17 protein-coding genes and 2 tRNA genes are annotated in these 19194 nt (G+C 45.0%); 8 read left to right on the top strand and 11 right to left on the bottom strand.

Annotated elements, in window-relative coordinates:
* Entirely contained in the window at window positions 1–1083 is a 1083-nt protein-coding gene (locus LX99_RS24090; protein WP_109610658.1) for an efflux RND transporter periplasmic adaptor subunit, read from the bottom strand.
* Window positions 1084–1091: 8 nt separating this feature from the next.
* The gene (locus tag LX99_RS24085; protein ID WP_022834223.1) at window positions 1092–1562 is read right to left on the bottom strand and encodes a MarR family winged helix-turn-helix transcriptional regulator; all 471 of its coding nucleotides are present in this window, start codon (window positions 1560–1562) and stop codon (window positions 1092–1094) included.
* A gap of 278 nt (window positions 1563–1840) precedes the next feature.
* Between LX99_RS24085 and LX99_RS24080 the strand changes: the two genes are divergently transcribed.
* Window positions 1841–3595, top strand: coding sequence for a M61 family metallopeptidase (locus LX99_RS24080; protein WP_109610734.1), 1755 nt, complete (start codon window positions 1841–1843; stop codon window positions 3593–3595).
* Window positions 3596–3907: 312 nt separating this feature from the next.
* Here LX99_RS24080 and LX99_RS24070 read toward each other — a convergent pair whose 3' ends face one another.
* Window positions 3908–5734 carry a hypothetical protein gene (locus LX99_RS24070; protein ID WP_109610655.1) on the bottom strand — a complete coding sequence of 609 codons (1827 nt, stop codon included), beginning with the start codon at window positions 5732–5734 and terminating at the stop codon, window positions 3908–3910.
* A gap of 282 nt (window positions 5735–6016) precedes the next feature.
* The gene (locus tag LX99_RS24065; RefSeq protein WP_109610652.1) at window positions 6017–6958 is read right to left on the bottom strand and encodes a hypothetical protein; all 942 of its coding nucleotides are present in this window, start codon (window positions 6956–6958) and stop codon (window positions 6017–6019) included.
* A gap of 354 nt (window positions 6959–7312) precedes the next feature.
* On the opposite strand from LX99_RS24065, the gene LX99_RS24060 reads away from it, so the two are divergent.
* The 3 genes from LX99_RS24060 to LX99_RS24045 all read left to right on the top strand — a co-directional run bounded on the left by LX99_RS24060 (window position 7313) and on the right by LX99_RS24045 (window position 9995).
* Window positions 7313–7798: a hypothetical protein gene (locus tag LX99_RS24060; RefSeq protein ID WP_109610650.1), complete on the top strand. Its 486-nt coding sequence runs from the start codon at window positions 7313–7315 to the stop codon at window positions 7796–7798.
* Window positions 7799–8486: 688 nt separating this feature from the next.
* On the top strand, window positions 8487–9287 hold the full coding sequence (locus LX99_RS24050) for a sensor histidine kinase (RefSeq protein WP_109610645.1): 801 nt from the start codon (window positions 8487–8489) through the stop codon (window positions 9285–9287).
* A 51-nt stretch (window positions 9288–9338) separates the two neighbouring features.
* Complete coding sequence (locus LX99_RS24045; RefSeq protein ID WP_022832945.1) at window positions 9339–9995, top strand: response regulator transcription factor; 657 nt, start codon at window positions 9339–9341, stop codon at window positions 9993–9995.
* Window positions 9996–10080: 85 nt separating this feature from the next.
* Here LX99_RS24045 and LX99_RS24040 read toward each other — a convergent pair whose 3' ends face one another.
* Window positions 10081–10974: an AraC family transcriptional regulator gene (locus tag LX99_RS24040; protein WP_022832944.1), complete on the bottom strand. Its 894-nt coding sequence runs from the start codon at window positions 10972–10974 to the stop codon at window positions 10081–10083.
* Between the two features lie 123 nt (window positions 10975–11097).
* On the opposite strand from LX99_RS24040, the gene LX99_RS24035 reads away from it, so the two are divergent.
* A complete protein-coding gene (locus LX99_RS24035; protein ID WP_109610730.1) occupies window positions 11098–11919 on the top strand; it encodes a phytanoyl-CoA dioxygenase family protein in 822 nt (273 codons plus the stop codon).
* Between the two features lie 95 nt (window positions 11920–12014).
* Here LX99_RS24035 and LX99_RS24030 read toward each other — a convergent pair whose 3' ends face one another.
* Genes LX99_RS24030 through LX99_RS24005 form a run of 6 tightly spaced genes read right to left on the bottom strand, consistent with a single transcriptional unit; the run spans window position 12015 to window position 18399 of the window.
* Complete coding sequence (locus LX99_RS24030; protein WP_109610727.1) at window positions 12015–13004, bottom strand: L-histidine N(alpha)-methyltransferase; 990 nt, start codon at window positions 13002–13004, stop codon at window positions 12015–12017.
* Between the two features lie 28 nt (window positions 13005–13032).
* On the bottom strand, window positions 13033–14184 hold the full coding sequence (egtB, locus tag LX99_RS24025) for an ergothioneine biosynthesis protein EgtB (protein WP_109610643.1): 1152 nt from the start codon (window positions 14182–14184) through the stop codon (window positions 13033–13035).
* 5 nt (window positions 14185–14189) lie between these two features.
* On the bottom strand, window positions 14190–15761 hold the full coding sequence (locus LX99_RS24020) for an ABC transporter permease/substrate-binding protein (RefSeq protein WP_109610640.1): 1572 nt from the start codon (window positions 15759–15761) through the stop codon (window positions 14190–14192).
* Window positions 15754–16716: an ABC transporter ATP-binding protein gene (locus tag LX99_RS24015; protein WP_109610638.1), complete on the bottom strand. Its 963-nt coding sequence runs from the start codon at window positions 16714–16716 to the stop codon at window positions 15754–15756. The genes LX99_RS24020 and LX99_RS24015 overlap by 8 nt, the downstream gene beginning before the upstream one ends.
* Before the next feature lie 12 nt (window positions 16717–16728).
* Entirely contained in the window at window positions 16729–18114 is a 1386-nt protein-coding gene (locus tag LX99_RS24010; protein ID WP_109610635.1) for a mercuric reductase, read from the bottom strand.
* Between the two features lie 3 nt (window positions 18115–18117).
* Entirely contained in the window at window positions 18118–18399 is a 282-nt protein-coding gene (locus tag LX99_RS24005; protein ID WP_022832938.1) for a DUF427 domain-containing protein, read from the bottom strand.
* A gap of 200 nt (window positions 18400–18599) precedes the next feature.
* Here LX99_RS24005 and LX99_RS24000 point away from each other — a divergent pair.
* The 3 genes from LX99_RS24000 to LX99_RS23990 all read left to right on the top strand — a co-directional run.
* Window positions 18600–18671, top strand: a tRNA-Glu gene (locus LX99_RS24000).
* Between the two features lie 88 nt (window positions 18672–18759).
* Window positions 18760–18831: transfer RNA gene (locus tag LX99_RS23995), tRNA-Glu, on the top strand.
* A 144-nt stretch (window positions 18832–18975) separates the two neighbouring features.
* Window positions 18976–19194: ISAon1 family transposase N-terminal region protein (locus LX99_RS23990; protein ID WP_456238155.1), on the top strand; the 219-nt coding region annotated here is incomplete at its 3' end.

Genomic DNA, 19194 nt, shown 5'->3' with positions numbered 1-19194 from the left:
TTATTTAATAACTTTTAAAATTTTCAACGGCACTTTAGGGCGCATCTGGATCAGGCCCGATACTACCACGCTGTCGCCTGGGTTCAGGCCGTCAATAACCTGGATTTTGGTATCGGTACGCATATCGGTTTTAACCGGTTTTGATACCGCGATGCCGTTTTTATAGATCCATACGATGCTGCTTTTCAAATCAGGAATAACGGCCTGGGTTGGCAGCAGGATGGTTTTGGGAATCTGATCTAACGTTAAATTGATTTTAGCGAAGCTGCCCGCCGTAAGTAAACCTTTGGGGTTTGGCGCTTTGGCACGCACGGTAATGGTGCGCGAAGCGGCATCGATAGATGGATCGATAGCGTAAACGGTGCCCTCAAATTTTTCTCTGGAACTTTCGGTTGTAAACCTGATTTTGCTGCCGATGCTGAGGATAGCCAGGTAACGCTCAGGCACCGCGAAGGTAACCTTAGCCGGATCGATATTAACCAGATCGGCAATGGGTGATGACGGCGACAGGTAGCTGCCGGGGCTCACGTTTCGCAAGCCGATAGTGCCCGAAAAAGGCGCGCGGATCTCGGTGCGGGCAATCTGGGCTTTAATCATATCGGCGGCGGCCTTTAACGAGTTAAGGCTGGTTAACGAGGTATCATATTCTTCCTGGCTGATGGCTTCTTTTTGCAGCAATTGCCTGTTGCGGTTTTCCTGCTGGCGGGCCAGGGCCACCTGGTATTGGTTTTGTTGCAATGATGCCTCCAGGTCCTGGTTGTAAACCTTAACAAGCAGCTGGCCTTTTTTAACCTTGCTGCCCTCGCTAAAGTAAATGTTGGTGATGTTGCCCGCGGTCTGGCTCACCAGGCTTACCTTTTCGTTGGCGTCGATATTACCGGTAATATCAATAATGTTGTTCACCGCGGTATCTTTAACAATCATTACATTAACGCCCACGGGGCCGCCGCTTTTGTTTTTGCCACCCTTACCCGAAGCCATGGCAGCCGCGGATTTTTTTGCCCCCTCACTAAAAAATTTGTTGTAAACTAAATAGGCAACCAGTAAAGCCAGCGCCGTGTAAATGATATATTTTGTTTTCATACTCTGTTTTAATCCGTGTGTGGTTTAGCTTGCCGGGTTGTTGTTTGGGTTGATATTAATGGTTTTAAATTGTTGTGCATACGGGTAAGTACGCTTTCAAACACCTGCATCTCGGCTTCCGAAATGCCTTCGGTGGTATCGGCGTTAATGTTTTCGAAGGTTTCTACAATTTGGGGCACGGCCAGTTTTGCCTTTTCGGTAACACGTAGCAGCTGCTGCCGCCTGTCGTTAGGGTTGTTTTCGCGGTAAACCAGGCCTTTGGCGGTAAGCAGGTTGATGATGCTCACCATGGCTGATTTATCTTTGCCCAGCATCTGCGCCAGCGCGTTTTGGGTTAGCTGCCCATCATGAAAATAAATAAGCGATAATATGTAATGATACCGCGAAACATCCAGCTGTTCGGTATGTTTAACCAATACGTTTAAGTACAATTTGCCCAAACGGATCAGCTTGCGCGAAATAGGTTCAACCAGTTCCATTTTTTGAAAATTGATGTAAAACTAACAGGCCAATGTTAATAATGGTTGCATGTATCAACCATTTTACAACGTCACATAAACGCTACGAAAGCCTCACCCGGCCCTCTCCTTTGGAGAGGGGGCGCCTTGTTTCTTAAAGTCCTCTCCTTTGGAGAGGATTTAGGTGAGGTCTTTCATACTACGAAACGCACATCCTTAACTGATTATATATATTTTTATAAATTGCGGCTATGAAACTGACCAACCTACGCACGTTATTTTTTTTAACGATCTTAATTATGAGTACTACCATCAGCAAGGCCGCAAACAATGCCCAAATCAGTTATAATGTTTCGTTTCCTGAAGCCCAGGCGCATTATGCCGATATTGAAATGCACATTACCGGCCTTCAGCAAAACACCCTCGAACTGAAAATGCCGGTTTGGACACCGGGCTCGTACCTGATACGCGAGTTTGCAAAAAACATCGAATCGTTCAGCGCCGAGGCTAACGGAAAAGCCATCGCCTCTCCCAAAATCAATAAAAATACCTGGCAAATTGTTACAAAAGGAGTTTCGGCTGTAACGGTAAAATACCGCGTTTACGCCTTTGAACTTTCGGTGCGCACCAGCTTTGTAGATGCTTCGCACGCTTTCCTTTCAACTACCGGCATTTTTGTTTATCCGGCCAATATGCTGCACTCGCCGGCAATCATCCACATCGCCCCGTACAAAAACTGGGATAAGGTTTCAACCAGTTTAGAGATGGTGAACAATGATCCTTTTACCCGCCATTCGCCAAACTTCGATATCCTGTTCGATTCGCCTATCGAGGTGGGCAACCAGGACGTGTTCAGTTTTGATGCTTCGGGCGTACATTATGAAATTTGCATGTACGGCGGCGGTAACTACGATAAAGAAAAGCTGAAAGCCGATCTGCATAAAATTGTTGAACAGGAAGTTGCCGTTTTTGGCGAAAACCCCAACAAGCACTATGTATTTATTGTGCACAACCGCCAGCGCAACGGCGGCGGCCTTGAGCACCTGAGCTCGACGGTTTTGGGCGCCTCGCGCGATAGCTATGCGAACGACAAAGGCTACCAGGGCTTTTTGAGCCTGGTAGCGCACGAGCATTTTCACCTGTGGAATGTGAAACGCCTGCGCCCGATTGTGTTGGGCCCGTTTGATTATGATAACGAGAATTATACCACCAACCTGTGGATAGCCGAAGGTTTTACCGAGTATTACCAGGGCATTATTGTACGCCGCACACAGCTGTTCCCGGTCGAGAATTACTTTGAGGCTATAGAGTCGGAGTTTAATACGTTAGAGAACCTGCCAGGCCGCGAGGTGCAAACCGTAGCCGAATCAAGTTTTGATGCCTGGATCAAAGCCTATCGCCCTAACGAAAACTCCAATAATACCACCATATCGTACTACAACAAAGGCGCCATTATTGGTATGATGCTCGACCTGGAAATTATTAACAACAGCAAGGGCAAATACAAGCTGGACGATGCCATGAAATACATGTACAACCAGTATTACAAAACCCTGAAACGCGGCTACACCGATGCCGAGTTTAAAGCCGCCTTTGAGAAATTTGCCGGTAAAAAGCTTGACGACTTTTATGCCAAATACATTAACGGCTTAACCCCGGTTGATTACAACAAATACCTGGGCTACGCGGGCTACAAAATTGTTGACGAACTGGCCGGTAAAAACGATGCCGCTTTAGGTGTGGCCACCACCACAACGGCAGGCAAAAAAGTTATTGTAACTGCCGTACAACGTGGTACAGCGGCCTATATTGATGGTATTAATGTAAATGATGAGCTCACCGCAATTGACGGCACCCCGGTTACCGATGCCGCCGCCATAATCAGCGGGAAAAAACCGGGCGACAAAATTACAGTTACCGTAACCCGCGACGGGCAGGCTATTGACTTGCCGGTAACCCTGCTGAAAAACACCCGCGTTAAATACAACATTGTAAGTGTGGATAACCCGACCGAGCAGCAACTGGCCGTGCGGAAAAAATGGTTGAGTTTGTAAGAGATTAGCTTTAGTTATGGGAAAGGCCGGCTTCACGGTCGGCCTTTTCTGTTATAGGAAATACCTTTTAACTATTACCGTTTATCTCTTTAAATACGTAAGTATAAGGAAAGATTTGTTTTATGATCTGGCTATTGATTTGAGTCTGTCTAAATATAAAAAAGCCGTCCTTGCGAGGCAGGAAGCAATCGCGAACTATGCATGGCGGATTCGCTTCCGTGCGATTGCTTCGTGCCTCGCAATGACGGGGTGGTAATAAAACACAAAACGGCACCGCCAATCGCGGTACCGTTCTCCCTTCCACATTGCAGGTTACTTGCAAAAAATAACCTGGTTCGTTTTACCCTGATCGTTACTTTCTCCGTTGGTTAATTTGCGATAAGTTGTGAGGGTTAGGCTATAGGCACATGAAGGCCATGCGTTAAAAGGCGGGTTTAAAACAAAAGGCGCAGGCGCGACCATATCAAACTTTTTGGCATCGCCCCGTAGGGTTGTCCCGCTCGGCATACCAGTAATAGTTCCTGTAGCGTTCGACCATACACCCAGAGCCCAGCTCGCTATCAGTTCATGATCAACCGTATAATCGGCGTGGGCGCTGGCTTTTACCGGGGTACATCCACTTCCGCCACCTGCAAAAAGTTCTTCCAGTTTCAGCAGGTTTACTTCGTTCCAGTTATTTACGTAGATCCGGCCGATGAGCGATTGCGTGTTGAGGTTCGGCGAAGCGGGATTAGCAGGATCATCGGTTGTCTGGAATTTAAGATAGACCATTTTGCCGTTTTTCTGACTGGCAACCGGTACCGCTAACCCCGGGGTCAATCCGGCGGCGGCGTCTCCCCCGCCAACAATGGTAGTAGTGTTCAGGTAAAACAGCGAACCATAAAAGCCATTATCCAAAGCAGGCTGGTCTACCCGTACCCAGCCATTGGCATCCGGGTGCAGCACATGGTCGGGGATCGGGTTAGGATAGTTATCGGCCGGGATACTATCGGGTACCGACGCGGGTTGGTTAATATCAATCACCACATCCTGGAAAGCGGTAGTGCCATTCCAGGTAATTTGGCGGGTGGCAACTTTAAGCGCGGTAGCCTCCATTTGCGCCGTGGTAACCGGGCTGTAGTTTACAGTGTCGGTAGAGAATAAAAAGCGGTAATAAAGCACACTTGCAGATGCTGTAGGCACTTTTTTAGTAGCATAGCCACCTAACTTAACCGAACCGAAAAAGCCATAACCCGTGCCACCTGCACCAAACTTGCTGATAAGCGTTTTGCCGCTGCCATCAATATCTGAAGTAATACTGAAATTACCTACCGAAGTAAACCATGGCTTATCGGGGACAAGGGTCACGCAAAGCCTCACACAGAAACAGTTGTTAGCATTATGTCGGTCGTTCTGGCGGCCACGGGTACGGTCTTCGGCCAGCAGCACATTGCCCGATGAGCTTTCAATCCTGAAATAATAATCCGGACCGGCAGGCCATTCCACGTTCAACCATGGCAGCAGGGTTTTCCTGAAATTATCGCCGGGATATACAATGGTGAACTTGCCGGTGCTATCGGTATAGGCATTGCCTAAATAATCGTCCTGCAGCAAATCAACATCATAAGCAAATACCTTAACCCCGTCTACAGGTTTTTTGGTTTCGCAATCGGTAACAGATCCGCAAACCACCCAGATATCCAGTAGTGTCAGGATGCGGCAAAACCATTTGGTGTCAATCCGGTAATCAAACCTGGCGTACTGAGCATTTTCATGTGTGCTTTTATAAAGCGGTTGCAGCGTGGTAATGTGGAACTGTAATACAGGGCCTTTTTTTGGCAGCGGAATTTTGAAAGGCTCGTTGCCACAGTACCAGTCCACATCAATGCTGCCGCCTTCGTAACCGGTTTTCGCAGCATCTATTTCAATGCTGAAATCACCGTTCTCCTGTACATCGGCCTGGGTGATGAACAATCGCTCCTTAGTGTTCAGTTCATCATCGCTTACCTGGTGAAAAGTTTGTTTAGGATCGGCAACAGCCAAACGGGTTTCGTTTTGCTGATCGGCTGGTTTATAAACTTTTACCGATGTGCCTGCAACAGGCAGTTCGCAGTCCGAACATAATAAACCACGTAGGTTTCCTTTAATAATGTAGTTCATTTTAGTTGTGATTAGATGTTTTGTACCGGCTTACTCTTTAACGTTGGATTTTCAGCATACTCCGCCGGTATAACTTAGGTGCGCTTACCGGGCAGATCAAAGTTTGGGTTAAAGCGGGCGGCAAACAAGGTTGCCAATACGCTATTAAAGCCTGTGGTTGTACGCGATGTGTAAGCGTAATTTTAGAAAGAAGGGGTGCGTATAATTACGGGATGAAGGAACGTAAAATAAAAAAGCGCCTTTCTATTTCAGAAAGACGCTTTGCAATCACACTTTAGGTTGTTATTGAAATAGATACGTTTTGGTAAGGTGCTGCATAGCCTCCTGAAACAGGGCGAAAGCAGTAGCCTCATCGTTTTGATTGATGGCGTTTATTGATGTTGCTATGTATTTATGGTACAAATCTTTAAACACGGCGTCTTTATCGGCAACTTTATCAATACCCTCTAATAAGGATGCCGAAATGGTATAATATTTTTCAACCTCCGCGCCGCTAAAATGCTCCGTTAATATTTTGTCGCGGAATGATCTTAAAACATTGAGCTGGCTGGCTGCTTCGGTGCCTAACATCTTGGTTGTGATGCGGGTAAGCGCGCACGGATCGTTTGATGTTGTAACGGCTGGACAACCGGATGTTCCGGGGCAAGGCATAGCTTGCTCCGTGTACATTTTAATTCCATTAGCGGGTTGTATAACAGGTTTATATGGAAGGTTTTCTTCGATAATAAAACCAAAGTGATAGACAAATTTATCACAGTCGACAGCACTAAGGGTTTCGGTTAAACGTACCCTTCCGAAAAACGAGCCACGGTTAATCAGTGTATATCCAGCTTCCGGATCAAGTTTTTTATAATTCAAAACATGATTAAACAATACCTGCCAGGTTCTCTCCAACGAGATAACTTCGCCGGTATTGGTCATGAAGCCTTGTTGGTTGATAATTGAATTAGGCAAGGTAGCAGTTACTGTGTAATTACAAGGAATTAGTACCAATATCCTTGACGACGGATCATTGGCATCTACAAGACCATTCATAAATTTAATGCCTGATACATTGTCGCCGCTTAAAACGGTTTCAACGGCTGCTCGGCTCAACATTACCGATCTTACTTCTGTTGGGAACTTTTGCTGAAAATTTTCGGTTAACTCCTGGTAAAAGCTTTCGCTGATAAACTCACCTACCTGATCAGGGCTGATCTGTGAAATTTGCATTTCTTGTTTCATAAAAATGGTTTAAGGTTTTTGTATTATTTTATTAAAGGCAATTTAATAAATAAACATTGCATTTAGTTATGAAATATAAAATATTTTATCAACTACAATAATTATGTTATTTACCATTAAATGGCCCACAAACAGGCTGAATTAACACACGTAAGATTACAGTTTCTGATACGTAAAAACACGCATTAGCAATACGTAAACCGCCCACCATAACAAAACAATTCCCTAACAATCAACAAATTGCAAAACAAGCAAATCAAATCACCCCGCTTTAAACTCTGTATCGAAATTGAAATAGATATGTTTTAGCATTAGTTTTATATAAAAAATTAAAAACCTTATTATCTATTTCCAATGGAAACACAAGAAAAACGCACTTCACCCATTACTGGCCGGGAAGGCGCACCGATTGACATAAACCTCGCCGCCGAATGGACCAGGAACCACAGGCATCGCAACCCAAAAGATACCATTTCGCAATTCTTTGGCCGCGAGATATTAAACCAAATATTGAATCAACAGGATTGTATGGGGATACGTATTTATTATGCTAATGATCAAAAACTAAATGGCTGGCAAAAATTCTGGGTAGCTGTTAGCAATTTTCTTTTACATGTCTTAGCCAACGTGCGCGGCCAACAACATTTTATAATCACGGGGGTAACCGCCGATGGTGAAGATCAGTTACCTGGTAATAATAAAGTTGCAGAAGCTACTCCGCTTGCCGGGACTCAAACTTTCCAATTAATGAAAGCCGAGAAGCAAAATATAGTTGGTGAGCAAGCGGTACCTTGTCCGGGTACAGCTGGTTGTCCGCAAAATGTTTTGACCAAAGATTAATATATTAAATACTTTTCTCATGCTTGTAAGTGTTCTGTTGATGAATATATCGGTGGTATCTGGGCTGTCCCCGATATTAGCTGCCGCATATAATTACAAGCGTTTGGATGATTTAATGAAATGGTTAGCCTCATTTTTGTTAATATCTACCGTTTTCGATTGGTCAATGTGGTTGTCATACCAATTTAAACCCCATACTGGACATCCGTTAAATACAAACCCGGTACTCCATGCCTATGTTACACTCAGTATTGTTTTTTTTAGCCTGATCTACTATAAGCTATTTAGAAGTTCGGTTTTAAAAATAATAACACTCGCTCTGTCCGCTTTAGCCATGAGTATTGTATTGTACTACGCCCGGCACCCGCTTGATTATCCTTCTGTCTCGAACACCGCTTTAAGTCTCTTATTAATCATACTGTCCCTCAGTTATTTTTATCAACTTTTAAATCCGCAGACTTTCATCCACATAGAAAAACAAGGTTTATTTTGGTTCAACTCAGGTGTGTTATTTTACTCGGCGGTAAATATCTTTTTATTCATGCTTTTTAGCAGGATACCGGATGAGGATAAAGCAGATTATTACGTTATATTTAGTATAACGAATATTATTACTAATTTGATATACACTGTAGCCCTTCTTTGTAAACCGCAAAAAACGGACCTGTAAAGGTTTGTAGCTTAATTTATGTACAACAGTCCCCTTTTAGAAGTTACCTCCAATGGCCTCATTCCCGTTCTCATCATCGGGACGCTGGTGGTTGTTGTACTCATTATTTTCCTGTTCTTCTTCGTGATCATCTACCAGCGCAGGATGCTGAAAAACCAGGCCGAACTACGGGCCCTGCATGATGCCCGCCAAACCGACCTGATGAATGCCGTTTTTGAAACCCAGGAGAGCGAACGCAAACGCCTGGCCGAAGACCTGCATGATAGTGTTGGCCAGGTGCTTTCGGCCATTAAACTGAACCTGCACCGCCTGGATAAAAACTGCATGAACGAGGTAAGCCAGCCACTACTGATGGATACCCGCAGGCTGGCCGATGAGTGCATCCAGGAGATCAGGAACATCATCCAGAACGTATTGCCGCCCATCCTTACCGATTACGGTTTGCTGGCAGCAATAGAGGCCTTATGCATCAAGGTTGAACAAAATACGTGTATCAAAGTCAAATTCACTAAAAACATAGCCGATAAACGCTTTCCACACGAAATTGAACTGGCGCTGTACCGTATAGCGCAGGAACTTTTTGGCAATGCCATCAAACATTCGGAGGCAAGTACTATTAACCTGGCCATCGGTATAGATGCAGGCTACCTGGTAATGGAATTTAAGGATAACGGCAAGGGGTTTGACATGGGGGCTGTGAAGCAAGGCTTCGGCCTTAAAAATTTGCAAAGCCGCGTGCAATTCATTAATGGTGAAATCAATACTTATAGCAAGGCCCAAAGCGGCGCCATCACCATCATTAAATTAAAAGTAGCGTAGATAGCAGCATTAGTATATATTTATTGATTATTTGAAAGTTTAAATTAAGCAATGGGTCCGGTAAAATTAGGCATCGTAGATGACCATAAAATTTTCAGAAATGGTTTAAAGGCCACCCTTGAAGATTGCGGGGATTTTGAAATTATACTTGAAGCCTCAAACGGAAAGGAACTGGTTGGACTGCTGGCCACCAAAACCCCGGATGTGATACTGATGGATATCAAGATGCCCGAGATGGATGGTATCCAAACCACGGCCTACGTTCACCAGCATTTTAAGGGCATCAAGGTGCTGGCCCTGTCTATGTTTAACGAAGACAAATATATTGTTGACATGATGAAAGCAGGCGCATCCGGCTACCTGCTTAAAAATGCCGAACCCGAAGAAATTATTGAAGCGGTATCAACGGTTTACGCTAAGGGCTTTTATTTTAACGAACACTTATCCATCACACTCATTAAACAACTGGTTGGTAATGACCCCGCCGAAAGCGCTGCAGGCAACAAAACCGACCTTAACGAACGCGAAATAGAAGTACTTAAACTGGTATGCCAGGAATATTCGAACCAGGAAATTGCAGATAAAATTTTTCTGAGCATCCGCACGGTTGAAGGATACCGGGCACGGTTATTTGAAAAAACAGGATCGAAAAATTTAGTGGGCCTGGTGATTTATGCCATCAAACGCGGCATTATCAATGTAAATTAGTTTTAGTTCAAAGCAATCAGTAATAAGTTCTAAGCACAGCAAAGAGCGACTTGCGGCTTCTGACTTAGGTCTCTTTTAACTTACACTAAGCGGAAAGCTTTTTATCACCCGCCAAATTGCGTACAAACTTTTTACGGTAGTTTAGAGGGCTTAAATTCATTTTAGCCTTAAACATTTTGTAAAAGTGCGATACATCGCCAAAACCGCTTTCGTATGATATTTCAGATATCGGCTTATCGGTTTGCACCAATTGCTGTATGGCGTAGTTTAAGCGGTACTCGATGATGGTTTCCATAAACGTTTTACGGGTAACCTTTTTAAAGTACTTACAAAAAGCGTTCGGCGTCATGTTGGCTATGCTGGCTGCTTTATCCAGCGATACCTGTTTCCTGAAATTTTCAACCAGATAGGCAAAAACCGGGTTTATCCTTTCGCGCTCGGTAACGGAGCGCTCGGCAATAATCCGGTGCTGATCCAGCAGGCTGTATTTTTCGGATGATGCCAGGCGATGGAGGATCTCCAGCAAGCCTATCAGAATCCTGAAGTTACTTTTTTCCTCAACCAGGTTCAATAGCATCTCTTTAACCTCCCTGCTCACTTCTCCGCTAAAAGAAACCCCGCAACCGGCCTGCTGAAACATTTTTTTGATCAGCTGAAGCTCAAACTTGTTAAAAAAATCTTCACCCAGAAAAGCGTCATTAAACTGGATAACCACAGCACCTGCGGTACGCAGATTTTGCTCGTTCGGTTCCAGTTTCCAGCAGTGCGGCAGGTTAGGGCCAAGCAACACCACATCGCCCGAGGTAAAATCTTCCATATGGCTGCCAACATAACGCTTACCACTGCCGCTTATAACGCAGGTAAGCTCATATTCTTCGTGAAAATGATATGGGGCGTCAAAAGCCTGTTTATCAAATTTCCTGATCAGAAATGACTGGGTATTGGCAGGTTGAAGAACTTCGTACGAGGCTTTGATCATTGCTTATTTTGGCCTAAAAATAATATTAATTTAAATTACGGATAAAATAACCCATAAATGCACCATTCATTTCATTTTTTTTCACTTAAAGATAAGCTTACTTTGAGTTATAACCTAAAAATCATGAATGCACAGATTGCTCATCTACCACCGCTTGATAACTTTATACAATTATCCAACTACAATATTAATGAATTTCGTGAAAAAGGCCATACCCTTGTGCACGAAGTGCTTACAAAAGAAGAAATTAATGCCTATCGCCCCGTGATTGTTGGCGCAGCCGATCGCTATAACACCGAAAAGCGTAAACTGGCCGATCGCGACACCTACGGCAAGGCTTTCCTGCAAATCATGAATCTGTGGCAGGTGGATGAAGATGTTAAAACCTTTGTGCTATCTAAACGGCTGGCCAAAATAGCCGCCGATTTGATGGGCGTAGAAAACGTAAGGATATATCACGACCAGGCCCTTTTTAAAGAACCCGGCGGCGGCCCAACACCCTGGCACCAGGATCAATATTACTGGCCTATTGATACCCGCAATACCGTAACCCTTTGGATGCCGCTGGTAGATATTGATGTAGATATGGGCATGCTCACCTTCGCTTCCCGGTCTGACAGGGATGGCGCCGTATTCAATACCGAAATATCAGACGAATCAGAATCTGCCTTTGACGATTATGTGAAGCAAAAAGGTTTTGAAATAACCCGGGCACAAACCATGCAGGCCGGCGATGCTACCTGGCACCGGGGCTTTACAATCCACAACGCGCCGGGTAATAACTCGGATAAAATGCGCGAAGTAATGACGGTTATTTATGTAGCCGACGGCGCAAGGATAACACCGTATAAAAATGACTGGCAAAAGAACGACCACCATAAATGGCTGATGGGTAAACCCATCGGCGGATTGATTGACTCAGAGTTGAACCCGAAGGTGTTGTGAGCACCAGCTCTAAATCTCCCCAGGAAGGGGAGACTTGAAAAAAAAGATTTTAAGCCCTCCCTTCCGGGGAGGGTTTGGGTGGGGCTTGGGGCTGGCTACGCCGCCACCCAAACCGCGTCAATAAACCATTTCTTCGTATCAAAAAACTGGCCTACCGGCTGGAAGCCGGTATTGATGGCAATCTGATCTGTTTGCATGATGGTGAACTTTTGCGAGATCTCCATGTAAATGTATTCGTCTTTTTTAAAGCTTATATTTTCGTGGCCTATCATTACCTCCTGGTCCTGCAGGCTGATGAGGTAGCTTTTGCAGGCCCCCGTTTCAGGATCATAGGTAGGGTAATGCTCAAACTGGTTTACATTAAAATCTGCATGCAACTCGCGGTTGATGCGGCGCAGCAGGTTGAGGTTAAATTCGCGGGTTATGCCGTCTTTATCGTTATAGGCAGCCAGGATCACCCTCGGGTCTTTTTTCAAATCCATACCAATCAAAACCATATCGCCTTCAGATAGGTTGTTTCTCAACTCCCTGCAAAATTCGATGGCTTCGTTAACGGGCATATTGCCGATGTTGGAACCTAAAAACAACACCACCTTACGCCTTGGCGAAATAGCGGCTGCTTTTTTCAGCATCTGGAAATACTCGCCATTTAGCCCGGTTATTTTTATGCCGGGCAGGGTAACAGGCAGTGTGATATTGAGATAGGATATCACGTTACCTGATATATCGATGGGCAAATAGGTAAAATCGGCCTTTTTATCTAACAGGTATTTAAGCAGGTAGCTTGATTTGGTGGCGTCGCCTGCACCCAGCTCTATCAGGTCGAAAGCATCGCCGCCGGCAATCAGGGCATCGCAGATTTCGGCTGTTTTTTCAGAAAATATTTCCAGTTCGCAGTTGGTTGGATAATATTCCGGGCAGTTCATCAGTTCCTGGAACAATTTATCGCCGTTGGCATCATAAAAATATTTCGAGTCGAGGTGCTTGGGTTCTGATTGTAGTCCCGCGATAACATCGGCATAAAACTGCCTGTTTTCCTGGCTAATGGTGCAGTTTGCAGGAACTTGTGTAACAACATGGTTCATATAGGTAGTGTGATTGGTTGATGCCGGTTTATTTTGCAAGCCTGATGCCTGTAAACTGCCAGCGTAAGTTTGTTTGAAAAAAGTTGCGGTATGTAATACGGCTATGACCCGGCGGCGTAACTTCCGATGCCCCGCGTAATACTTTTTGGTTAACCATAAATTTACCATTATACTCACCAATAGCGCCCGGCGCTTTGGCAAAACCCGGATAGGGCAGGTACGAGCTTTCGGTCCACTCCCAGCGCTGACCCCAGTTAAAACGGGTAGCGGCGGCTTCCCACTCAAACTCGGTTGGCAGGCGCAGGCCTTTCCATGAGGCGTAAGCATAAGCCTCAAAATAGCTGATATGCGTTACCGGCGCTTTTAAATGTAATGGTTCAAGCCCGTGGTAGGTATAATGATGCCACCCACCGTCAATATTGTGCCAGTACAGCGGGGCCCCTACTTTATTGTTTTTCACCCAATCCCATCCCTCGGCATGCCAGTGGCGAAAATCGTGGTAACCGCCGCTGTTGATAAACTCCAGGTATTCGGCATTGGTTACCAGTTTGGGGCTCATCTCGTAGGCATTCAGGTAAACTTTGTGGCGGTTCAACTCGTTATCAAAACAGAATCCATCGCCGGTGAAACCTATCTCGTAAATGCCCTCATCCATTTTGATGAAGCTATCGGAAGCAGGATCGGCAAAATGAGGTGCGGCATATTCCGCATTATATGCAGGGAACAGCGGGTTATGACCAAGTATGTACTTAATATCCGTCATTAATAATTCCTGGTGCTGCTCTTCGTGGTTGAAACCGAGCACCATTAATTCCTTCACATCATCGCTAATGCCATCGTGAAGAAAATTAGCCATAGCTTCATCCACGTATTTGCGGTAGCTGTAAATTTCAATAACTGTAGGGCGGCTCAGGTTACCCCTGTCGGTACGGATCACCCGATTGCCAACCGTTTCGTAGTAGCTGTTAAAAACGAAGTTATAATCGGGGTTAAATTCCTCATAACCCATAAAATAGGGCTTGAGAATAAACGTTTCAAAAAACCAGGTAACATGGCCGATATGCCATTTAGGCGGACTAACATCAACCACAGGCTGCACCACGTAATCTTCGGTTTGCAGGTACGAACAAATTTTTTCGGTACGGCGGCGCACCTCCTGGTAACGTGTTATTAAGTCCATCTATCTTACTTCCTATCTAAATACTGTTTTAAGTTTGAAATTGTTTTTATCCCTAATTTATTCGCCTGCTCCTGCCTCATCATCAGGGCATAGGCATTATTAAAACCAATAGGCTTTAGCCATTTTACCTGGTATCGCTTTTCAAACTGCTGCTGCACATAGTTGTACGTACTATCCTTATTAGCAGTTACCTTATTAACCGTTTGTGCCGATGCCTGCAATATGGCCAGTAAACCGGTGCCGGTATATTCGGGGTAAAAATCAATCTGGTTATTGGTCATCGCGTCGAAACAGATTTTGGTACCGCCCAGGCCTGTTTTGGTTGATACGTCATGATCGGTATAGCCCATTATCAGCATGCTGTATATATTGGCCAGTATGTATTGCTCGCCAAAAATTTTTGAGCCTATCCGTACTATACCATCTTTCCCTCCACGTTCGGCATGCCACAATTGATGTGCCATTAAAAAATCTTTGGCTACCCGTTCGGGGCTTTGGTGAAGATAGTCGGTGCGGTAATTTAAATCCGTCATGACCGAATCATTTATTTTGCCTGCCAGCAGGTTTAATGTCTTTTCAAGATCCGGAAATTTTCGCAGGGCATCATCCCGCACTATCGGGGCGGCGTAATATGGCGGAAAGATGTGCTTATCATCATCCAAAACCACCAGGTTATAAGCTTTAAGCCTGCCATCGGTAGAGTAGCCGCTGATCACATCCAGCTGTTTTTCAAACGCAGCCTTGTACATTACCGCATCGCTGATTACGATGGTATGGATCTTTAAGCCGTACCTGCTTCGCAAACCAAGGTCGCCATCCTGCCGCCCCATAAATTCGGGCGTAAAACCGGCGGTAAGCTTACCCGTTGATTTAGCGGGGATAAAGTAAAACAAGCAAAGCAGCGCCAGCAAAACCGGCAGCGCGTAAAGCGCCTGTTTTATTTTTTTAAAGCTGATTTTTTGTACAAAAGATAAAAGCACATCGAAAATTATAGCGAGCAATGCCGACGGGATAGCGCCTGCCAGGATCATATTACCGTTGTTTAACGAAATACCGCCGAAAATAAACTCGCCCAGTCCACCGGCCGCTATCAACGAAGCCAAAGTAGCCACCCCCACATTGATCACCGTAGCCGTGCGGATGCCAGCGAAAATTACCGGCATGGCTAAAGGCAGTTCAACTTTAAACAAAATTTGCCATTTGCTCATGCCCATAGCTGTAGCCGCTTCCTTAACCGCGGAATCAACCCCTAAAATACCTGTGTAAGTGTTACGGATGATGGGCAACAGGGCGTATAACAACAAAGCCACAATAGCAGGCTTAGGGCCGATGCCCAGCAAGGGGATCATAAAGCCCAATAACGCGATACTCGGAATAGTTTGCAGCATGCCAGCAATGCCCAAAACAATGCCCGATAACTGTTTTTTACGGGAGATAAGGATGCCCAGCGGCAACCCCACCAGCACGGCAATGCATAACGAAATAAACGTTAAACCGATGTGCTGCAAAGTTTGTTCCTGCAGCTTGGCCGATTGCTGCTGCATAAACTGCCATAAAGTTTGCTGTTGCTCATTCATGGCTCTGTTTGTTTTTGTATTGATAAAAGGCCGACATCAGTTGCTCAAAACCGGCGGTTTTGATTTCGTTTTGATCTTTACTGATATTGATAGTCTCTTCGCCATTAAACCGGAAACTTTCTAAAACCTCCCACAAACTGGTATCTACATTAAACGAAAGATTATCAGCCTCCTTATTCAGCTCAGGCAGTAGCTCCCACAGGTCATTTAGTTTGATGGTTTTAAACTCCAGTTGCAGGCGCTGGTGCTCCAGGAAATCTTTTACAAAATCATTTTTCGGCTTAAATAATAACTCTTCCGGCGTGCCATTTTGTACAATTATGCCTTTATCCATCAGGCAAATCCTATCGCCCAGTTCAAAAGCTTCCTGCACATCGTGGGTTACCATAATGATGGTTTTACGCTTCAGCTCATCAAGTGCCTTAAACTCAGCATGGATCTTTGAGCGGGTCACGTTATCCAGCGCACCGAAGGGTTCGTCCATCAATAACACCGGCGGATCTGATGCTAAAGCCCTTGCCAGGCCTATCCGTTGTTGCTGGCCTCCGCTTAATTCATGGGGGTATGCTTTGAGATAGGCTTTATCCAGGTGGAGTTTCTCCAACAGCTCGGCAGTACGTTTTTCTGTTTTTTGTTTATCCCATTTTAACAGGTGGGACACAATAGCAATATTTTCGGCAACGGTATAATGCGGAAAGAGGCCGTTATTTTGCAGCACATAGCCTATGCCCCTGCGCAGGGCTTCCGGCTGTTGCTCCATGATGTTTTTACCATTGATAAAAATGTTACCGCCTGTTGGCTCTATCAACCGGTTGATCATTTTAAGCGTAGTAGTTTTGCCGCAGCCGCTGGTGCCCAGCAAAATGAGGGTTTCCTGTTCCGGCACCTCGAACGAAACGCCATCCACAGCCTTAACCTCCCCAAAATGCCTGCTTACATTGTCAACCTTTATCATAGGCTTTGCGGGTTAATCGCCCAGAGTCATGAACAGGTTATTTAATGATTCGGAATATAGCGGGTGCGCGAAAACACAATACCGGATCCTGTCATAAGTAATGCCGCCCTCCATGGCTACCTGCAATACGGTCATGATTTCTCCGCCTTCGGGCCCGAGCACGGTTGCCCCTAATATCTTTTTCGTATCCGGATCAACAATGGCCTTCATAAAGCCGCGCGTGTCGCCGGTTTCAATAGCACGGGCCACGTGGGCCATAGGCAATTTGGCAACTTTGTATTTGATGCCCTGTTTTTTAGCTTCCGTTTCGTCAATCCCTATCCGCCCCAATTGCGGATCGGTAAACATGCAATAAGGTACAGGGCGATCATTGATATTCAGATCGGCCTTTTCAATCAGGTTACGGTAAACAATGGTATAGTCGTTATAGGAAATATGCGTAAATGCAGGACCGCCTTTGGCATCCCCTAAGGCATAAACACCTGCTGCCGAAGTTTCCAGTTTATCATTTACCTTGATATGGCCTTCCTCATCGGCTTCAATACCGGCCAGGGGTAGGTTCAGGGCTTCGGTTTGCGGTTTGCGGCCAACGGCTACCAGTACATGGGAACATTTGATCTTTCGCTCATTTCCCTTTTCATCGATGGTAATTGTGATCTTCCCTCCGGTTTTTTGTTTAAACTTAACGGCATGCGTATTGGTAAGGATATTGATCGATTCCATGTCGAGGATCTTTTGCAGCTCGGCCGAGATATCCTCATCCTCATGGGCCACTATCCTGGCTGATTTTTCTAAGATAGTAACCTTGCTGCCAAACCTCCTGAACATCTGCCCAAACTCCAGGCCGATATAATTGCCGCCAAGCACCAGCAGGTGTTCGGGCACTTCTTCCAGATCAAGTATAGTAGTTGAGTTTAAATACTTAATCTCGTTCAGCCCTTCAATATCAGGAATAACCGGCAGTGCTCCCGGATTTAAAAAAACCTTATCAGCCTTAAATGTTTGCACTTTGCCGCTGTTCAGTTTTACTTTAACTGTTCTCTCGCCCGTAAAAGCGGCCTCGCCGAAAACCACATCAAGGTTGCGTGTTTTCCCGGCGGCTTTGAGCCCGCCATTGCGCGATTTAAGCACAATATCGTTCTTGCGTTTTACTATCGCGGCCAGATCAACCGAAAACTTTTTTACCGGCACACCCAGTTCATGGCTTCTGGCAGCCATATAGGCCGCCTTTGCCGATGCTATCATGGTTTTGGTAGGCGTACAGCCGTCATTAACGCAGGTGCCGCCATAAAACCGCTTTTCAATTATCACGGTTTTCAAACCGGCGCCGGCCAGCCGTTTAGCCAGCGGCGCACCAGCCTGGCCGGCGCCAATCACAATAGCATCGTAAGTTTTCATAGCTTATTCGGTAATTTTTACTCCCTTCCAAAACGCCACATAGTTGGTAATGTTTGCCGCAGCCTCTTTAGGCTCGGGATAATACCAGGCGGCATCCTGGTTTTCTTTGCCATCAACCACAAGGGTATAGTACGACGCCTTGCCTTTCCAGGGGCAGGTGGTATGGATATCGGTTTCTTGAAGATATTCAGTTTTAACGCTTTCTTTGGGGAAGTAATGGTTATTTTCAACAACAATAGTGTCATTACTTTCGGCAATGACCTGGTTATTCCAGATAGCTTTCATAAATAGTTGGATTGTTTTATGGAATAAAGATAGCTTTAACCCTGCACAAATTGCAAGTGTGCGCGGTCGATTTTAATTTATAACATTGAAAAACAAGCACTTTTGAAGGATGTTTATTTTTTTTTGAAAAAAAATTTTGATTTTATCACCTAATATCTATCTTTGCAATCCCAATTCAAGGGAAACATCTTAAAAAAAATGGCCCGTTCGTCTAGGGGTTAGGACAGGAGATTTTCATTCTTCAAACAGGGGTTCGATTCCCCTACGGGCTACAAACCCTCTGAAAAACTCGGAGGGTTTTTTATTAAAAAATTACCGGCAATAAGGCAGTAATGTAGATTTGCCGGGATTCCCCAAAATGGTCCATTCGTCTAGGGGTTAGGACAGGAGATTTTCATTCTTCAAACAGGGGTTCGATTCCCCTATGGACTACGATACCTTAACTACAAAGGCCTGTAAGTTAAAAACTTACAGGCCTTTATTATTGAATTCACCACGAAGGTGACAAAACGGATCAAGCAAAAAAGTTGGGGGGCTGTAGATATTTTGATAGTTTAGTTAGCTTAAAAGATAATCTTGGAAACCGAACTATTAAAACTGCTGCTACCCTCAAATCTTGTAGAACAATTCGAACTTATCCGTATCGAGCAACAAACTGATGGCTATCATTTATATCTTGACCAGCGAAACCGTCCCCCGGGTGAGTATGAGGGTCACAAACTGGAATCCAAAGGATTTGTTGATCAGGTTACATTACGCGATTTTCCGCTTCGGGGCAAAGCATGTTTCCTGCAT

This window comes from Mucilaginibacter oryzae (genome assembly GCF_003148845.1).
Classification (GTDB): domain Bacteria; phylum Bacteroidota; class Bacteroidia; order Sphingobacteriales; family Sphingobacteriaceae; genus Mucilaginibacter; species Mucilaginibacter oryzae.
The sequence above is the reverse complement of the archived record's forward strand: the minus strand, read 5'-3'. Positions and strand labels throughout refer to the sequence as shown.

Coding starts and splice junctions, on each gene's coding strand:
- LX99_RS24030 (WP_109610727.1), bottom strand. CDS start 13,004: ATGAACCATGTTGTTACACAAGTTCCTGCAAACTGCACCATTAGCCAG.
- egtB (WP_109610643.1), bottom strand. CDS start 14,184: ATGGACTTAATAACACGTTACCAGGAGGTGCGCCGCCGTACCGAAAAA.
- LX99_RS24045 (WP_022832945.1), top strand. CDS start 9,339: ATGGGTCCGGTAAAATTAGGCATCGTAGATGACCATAAAATTTTCAGA.
- LX99_RS24015 (WP_109610638.1), bottom strand. CDS start 16,716: ATGATAAAGGTTGACAATGTAAGCAGGCATTTTGGGGAGGTTAAGGCT.
- LX99_RS24085 (WP_022834223.1), bottom strand. CDS start 1,562: ATGGAACTGGTTGAACCTATTTCGCGCAAGCTGATCCGTTTGGGCAAA.
- LX99_RS24090 (WP_109610658.1), bottom strand. CDS start 1,083: ATGAAAACAAAATATATCATTTACACGGCGCTGGCTTTACTGGTTGCC.
- LX99_RS24020 (WP_109610640.1), bottom strand. CDS start 15,761: ATGAATGAGCAACAGCAAACTTTATGGCAGTTTATGCAGCAGCAATCG.
- LX99_RS24005 (WP_022832938.1), bottom strand. CDS start 18,399: ATGAAAGCTATCTGGAATAACCAGGTCATTGCCGAAAGTAATGACACT.
- LX99_RS24060 (WP_109610650.1), top strand. CDS start 7,313: ATGGAAACACAAGAAAAACGCACTTCACCCATTACTGGCCGGGAAGGC.
- LX99_RS24080 (WP_109610734.1), top strand. CDS start 1,841: ATGAGTACTACCATCAGCAAGGCCGCAAACAATGCCCAAATCAGTTAT.
- LX99_RS24065 (WP_109610652.1), bottom strand. CDS start 6,958: ATGAAACAAGAAATGCAAATTTCACAGATCAGCCCTGATCAGGTAGGT.
- LX99_RS24010 (WP_109610635.1), bottom strand. CDS start 18,114: ATGAAAACTTACGATGCTATTGTGATTGGCGCCGGCCAGGCTGGTGCG.
- LX99_RS24040 (WP_022832944.1), bottom strand. CDS start 10,974: ATGATCAAAGCCTCGTACGAAGTTCTTCAACCTGCCAATACCCAGTCA.
- LX99_RS24050 (WP_109610645.1), top strand. CDS start 8,487: ATGTACAACAGTCCCCTTTTAGAAGTTACCTCCAATGGCCTCATTCCC.
- LX99_RS24035 (WP_109610730.1), top strand. CDS start 11,098: ATGAATGCACAGATTGCTCATCTACCACCGCTTGATAACTTTATACAA.
- LX99_RS24070 (WP_109610655.1), bottom strand. CDS start 5,734: ATGAACTACATTATTAAAGGAAACCTACGTGGTTTATTATGTTCGGAC.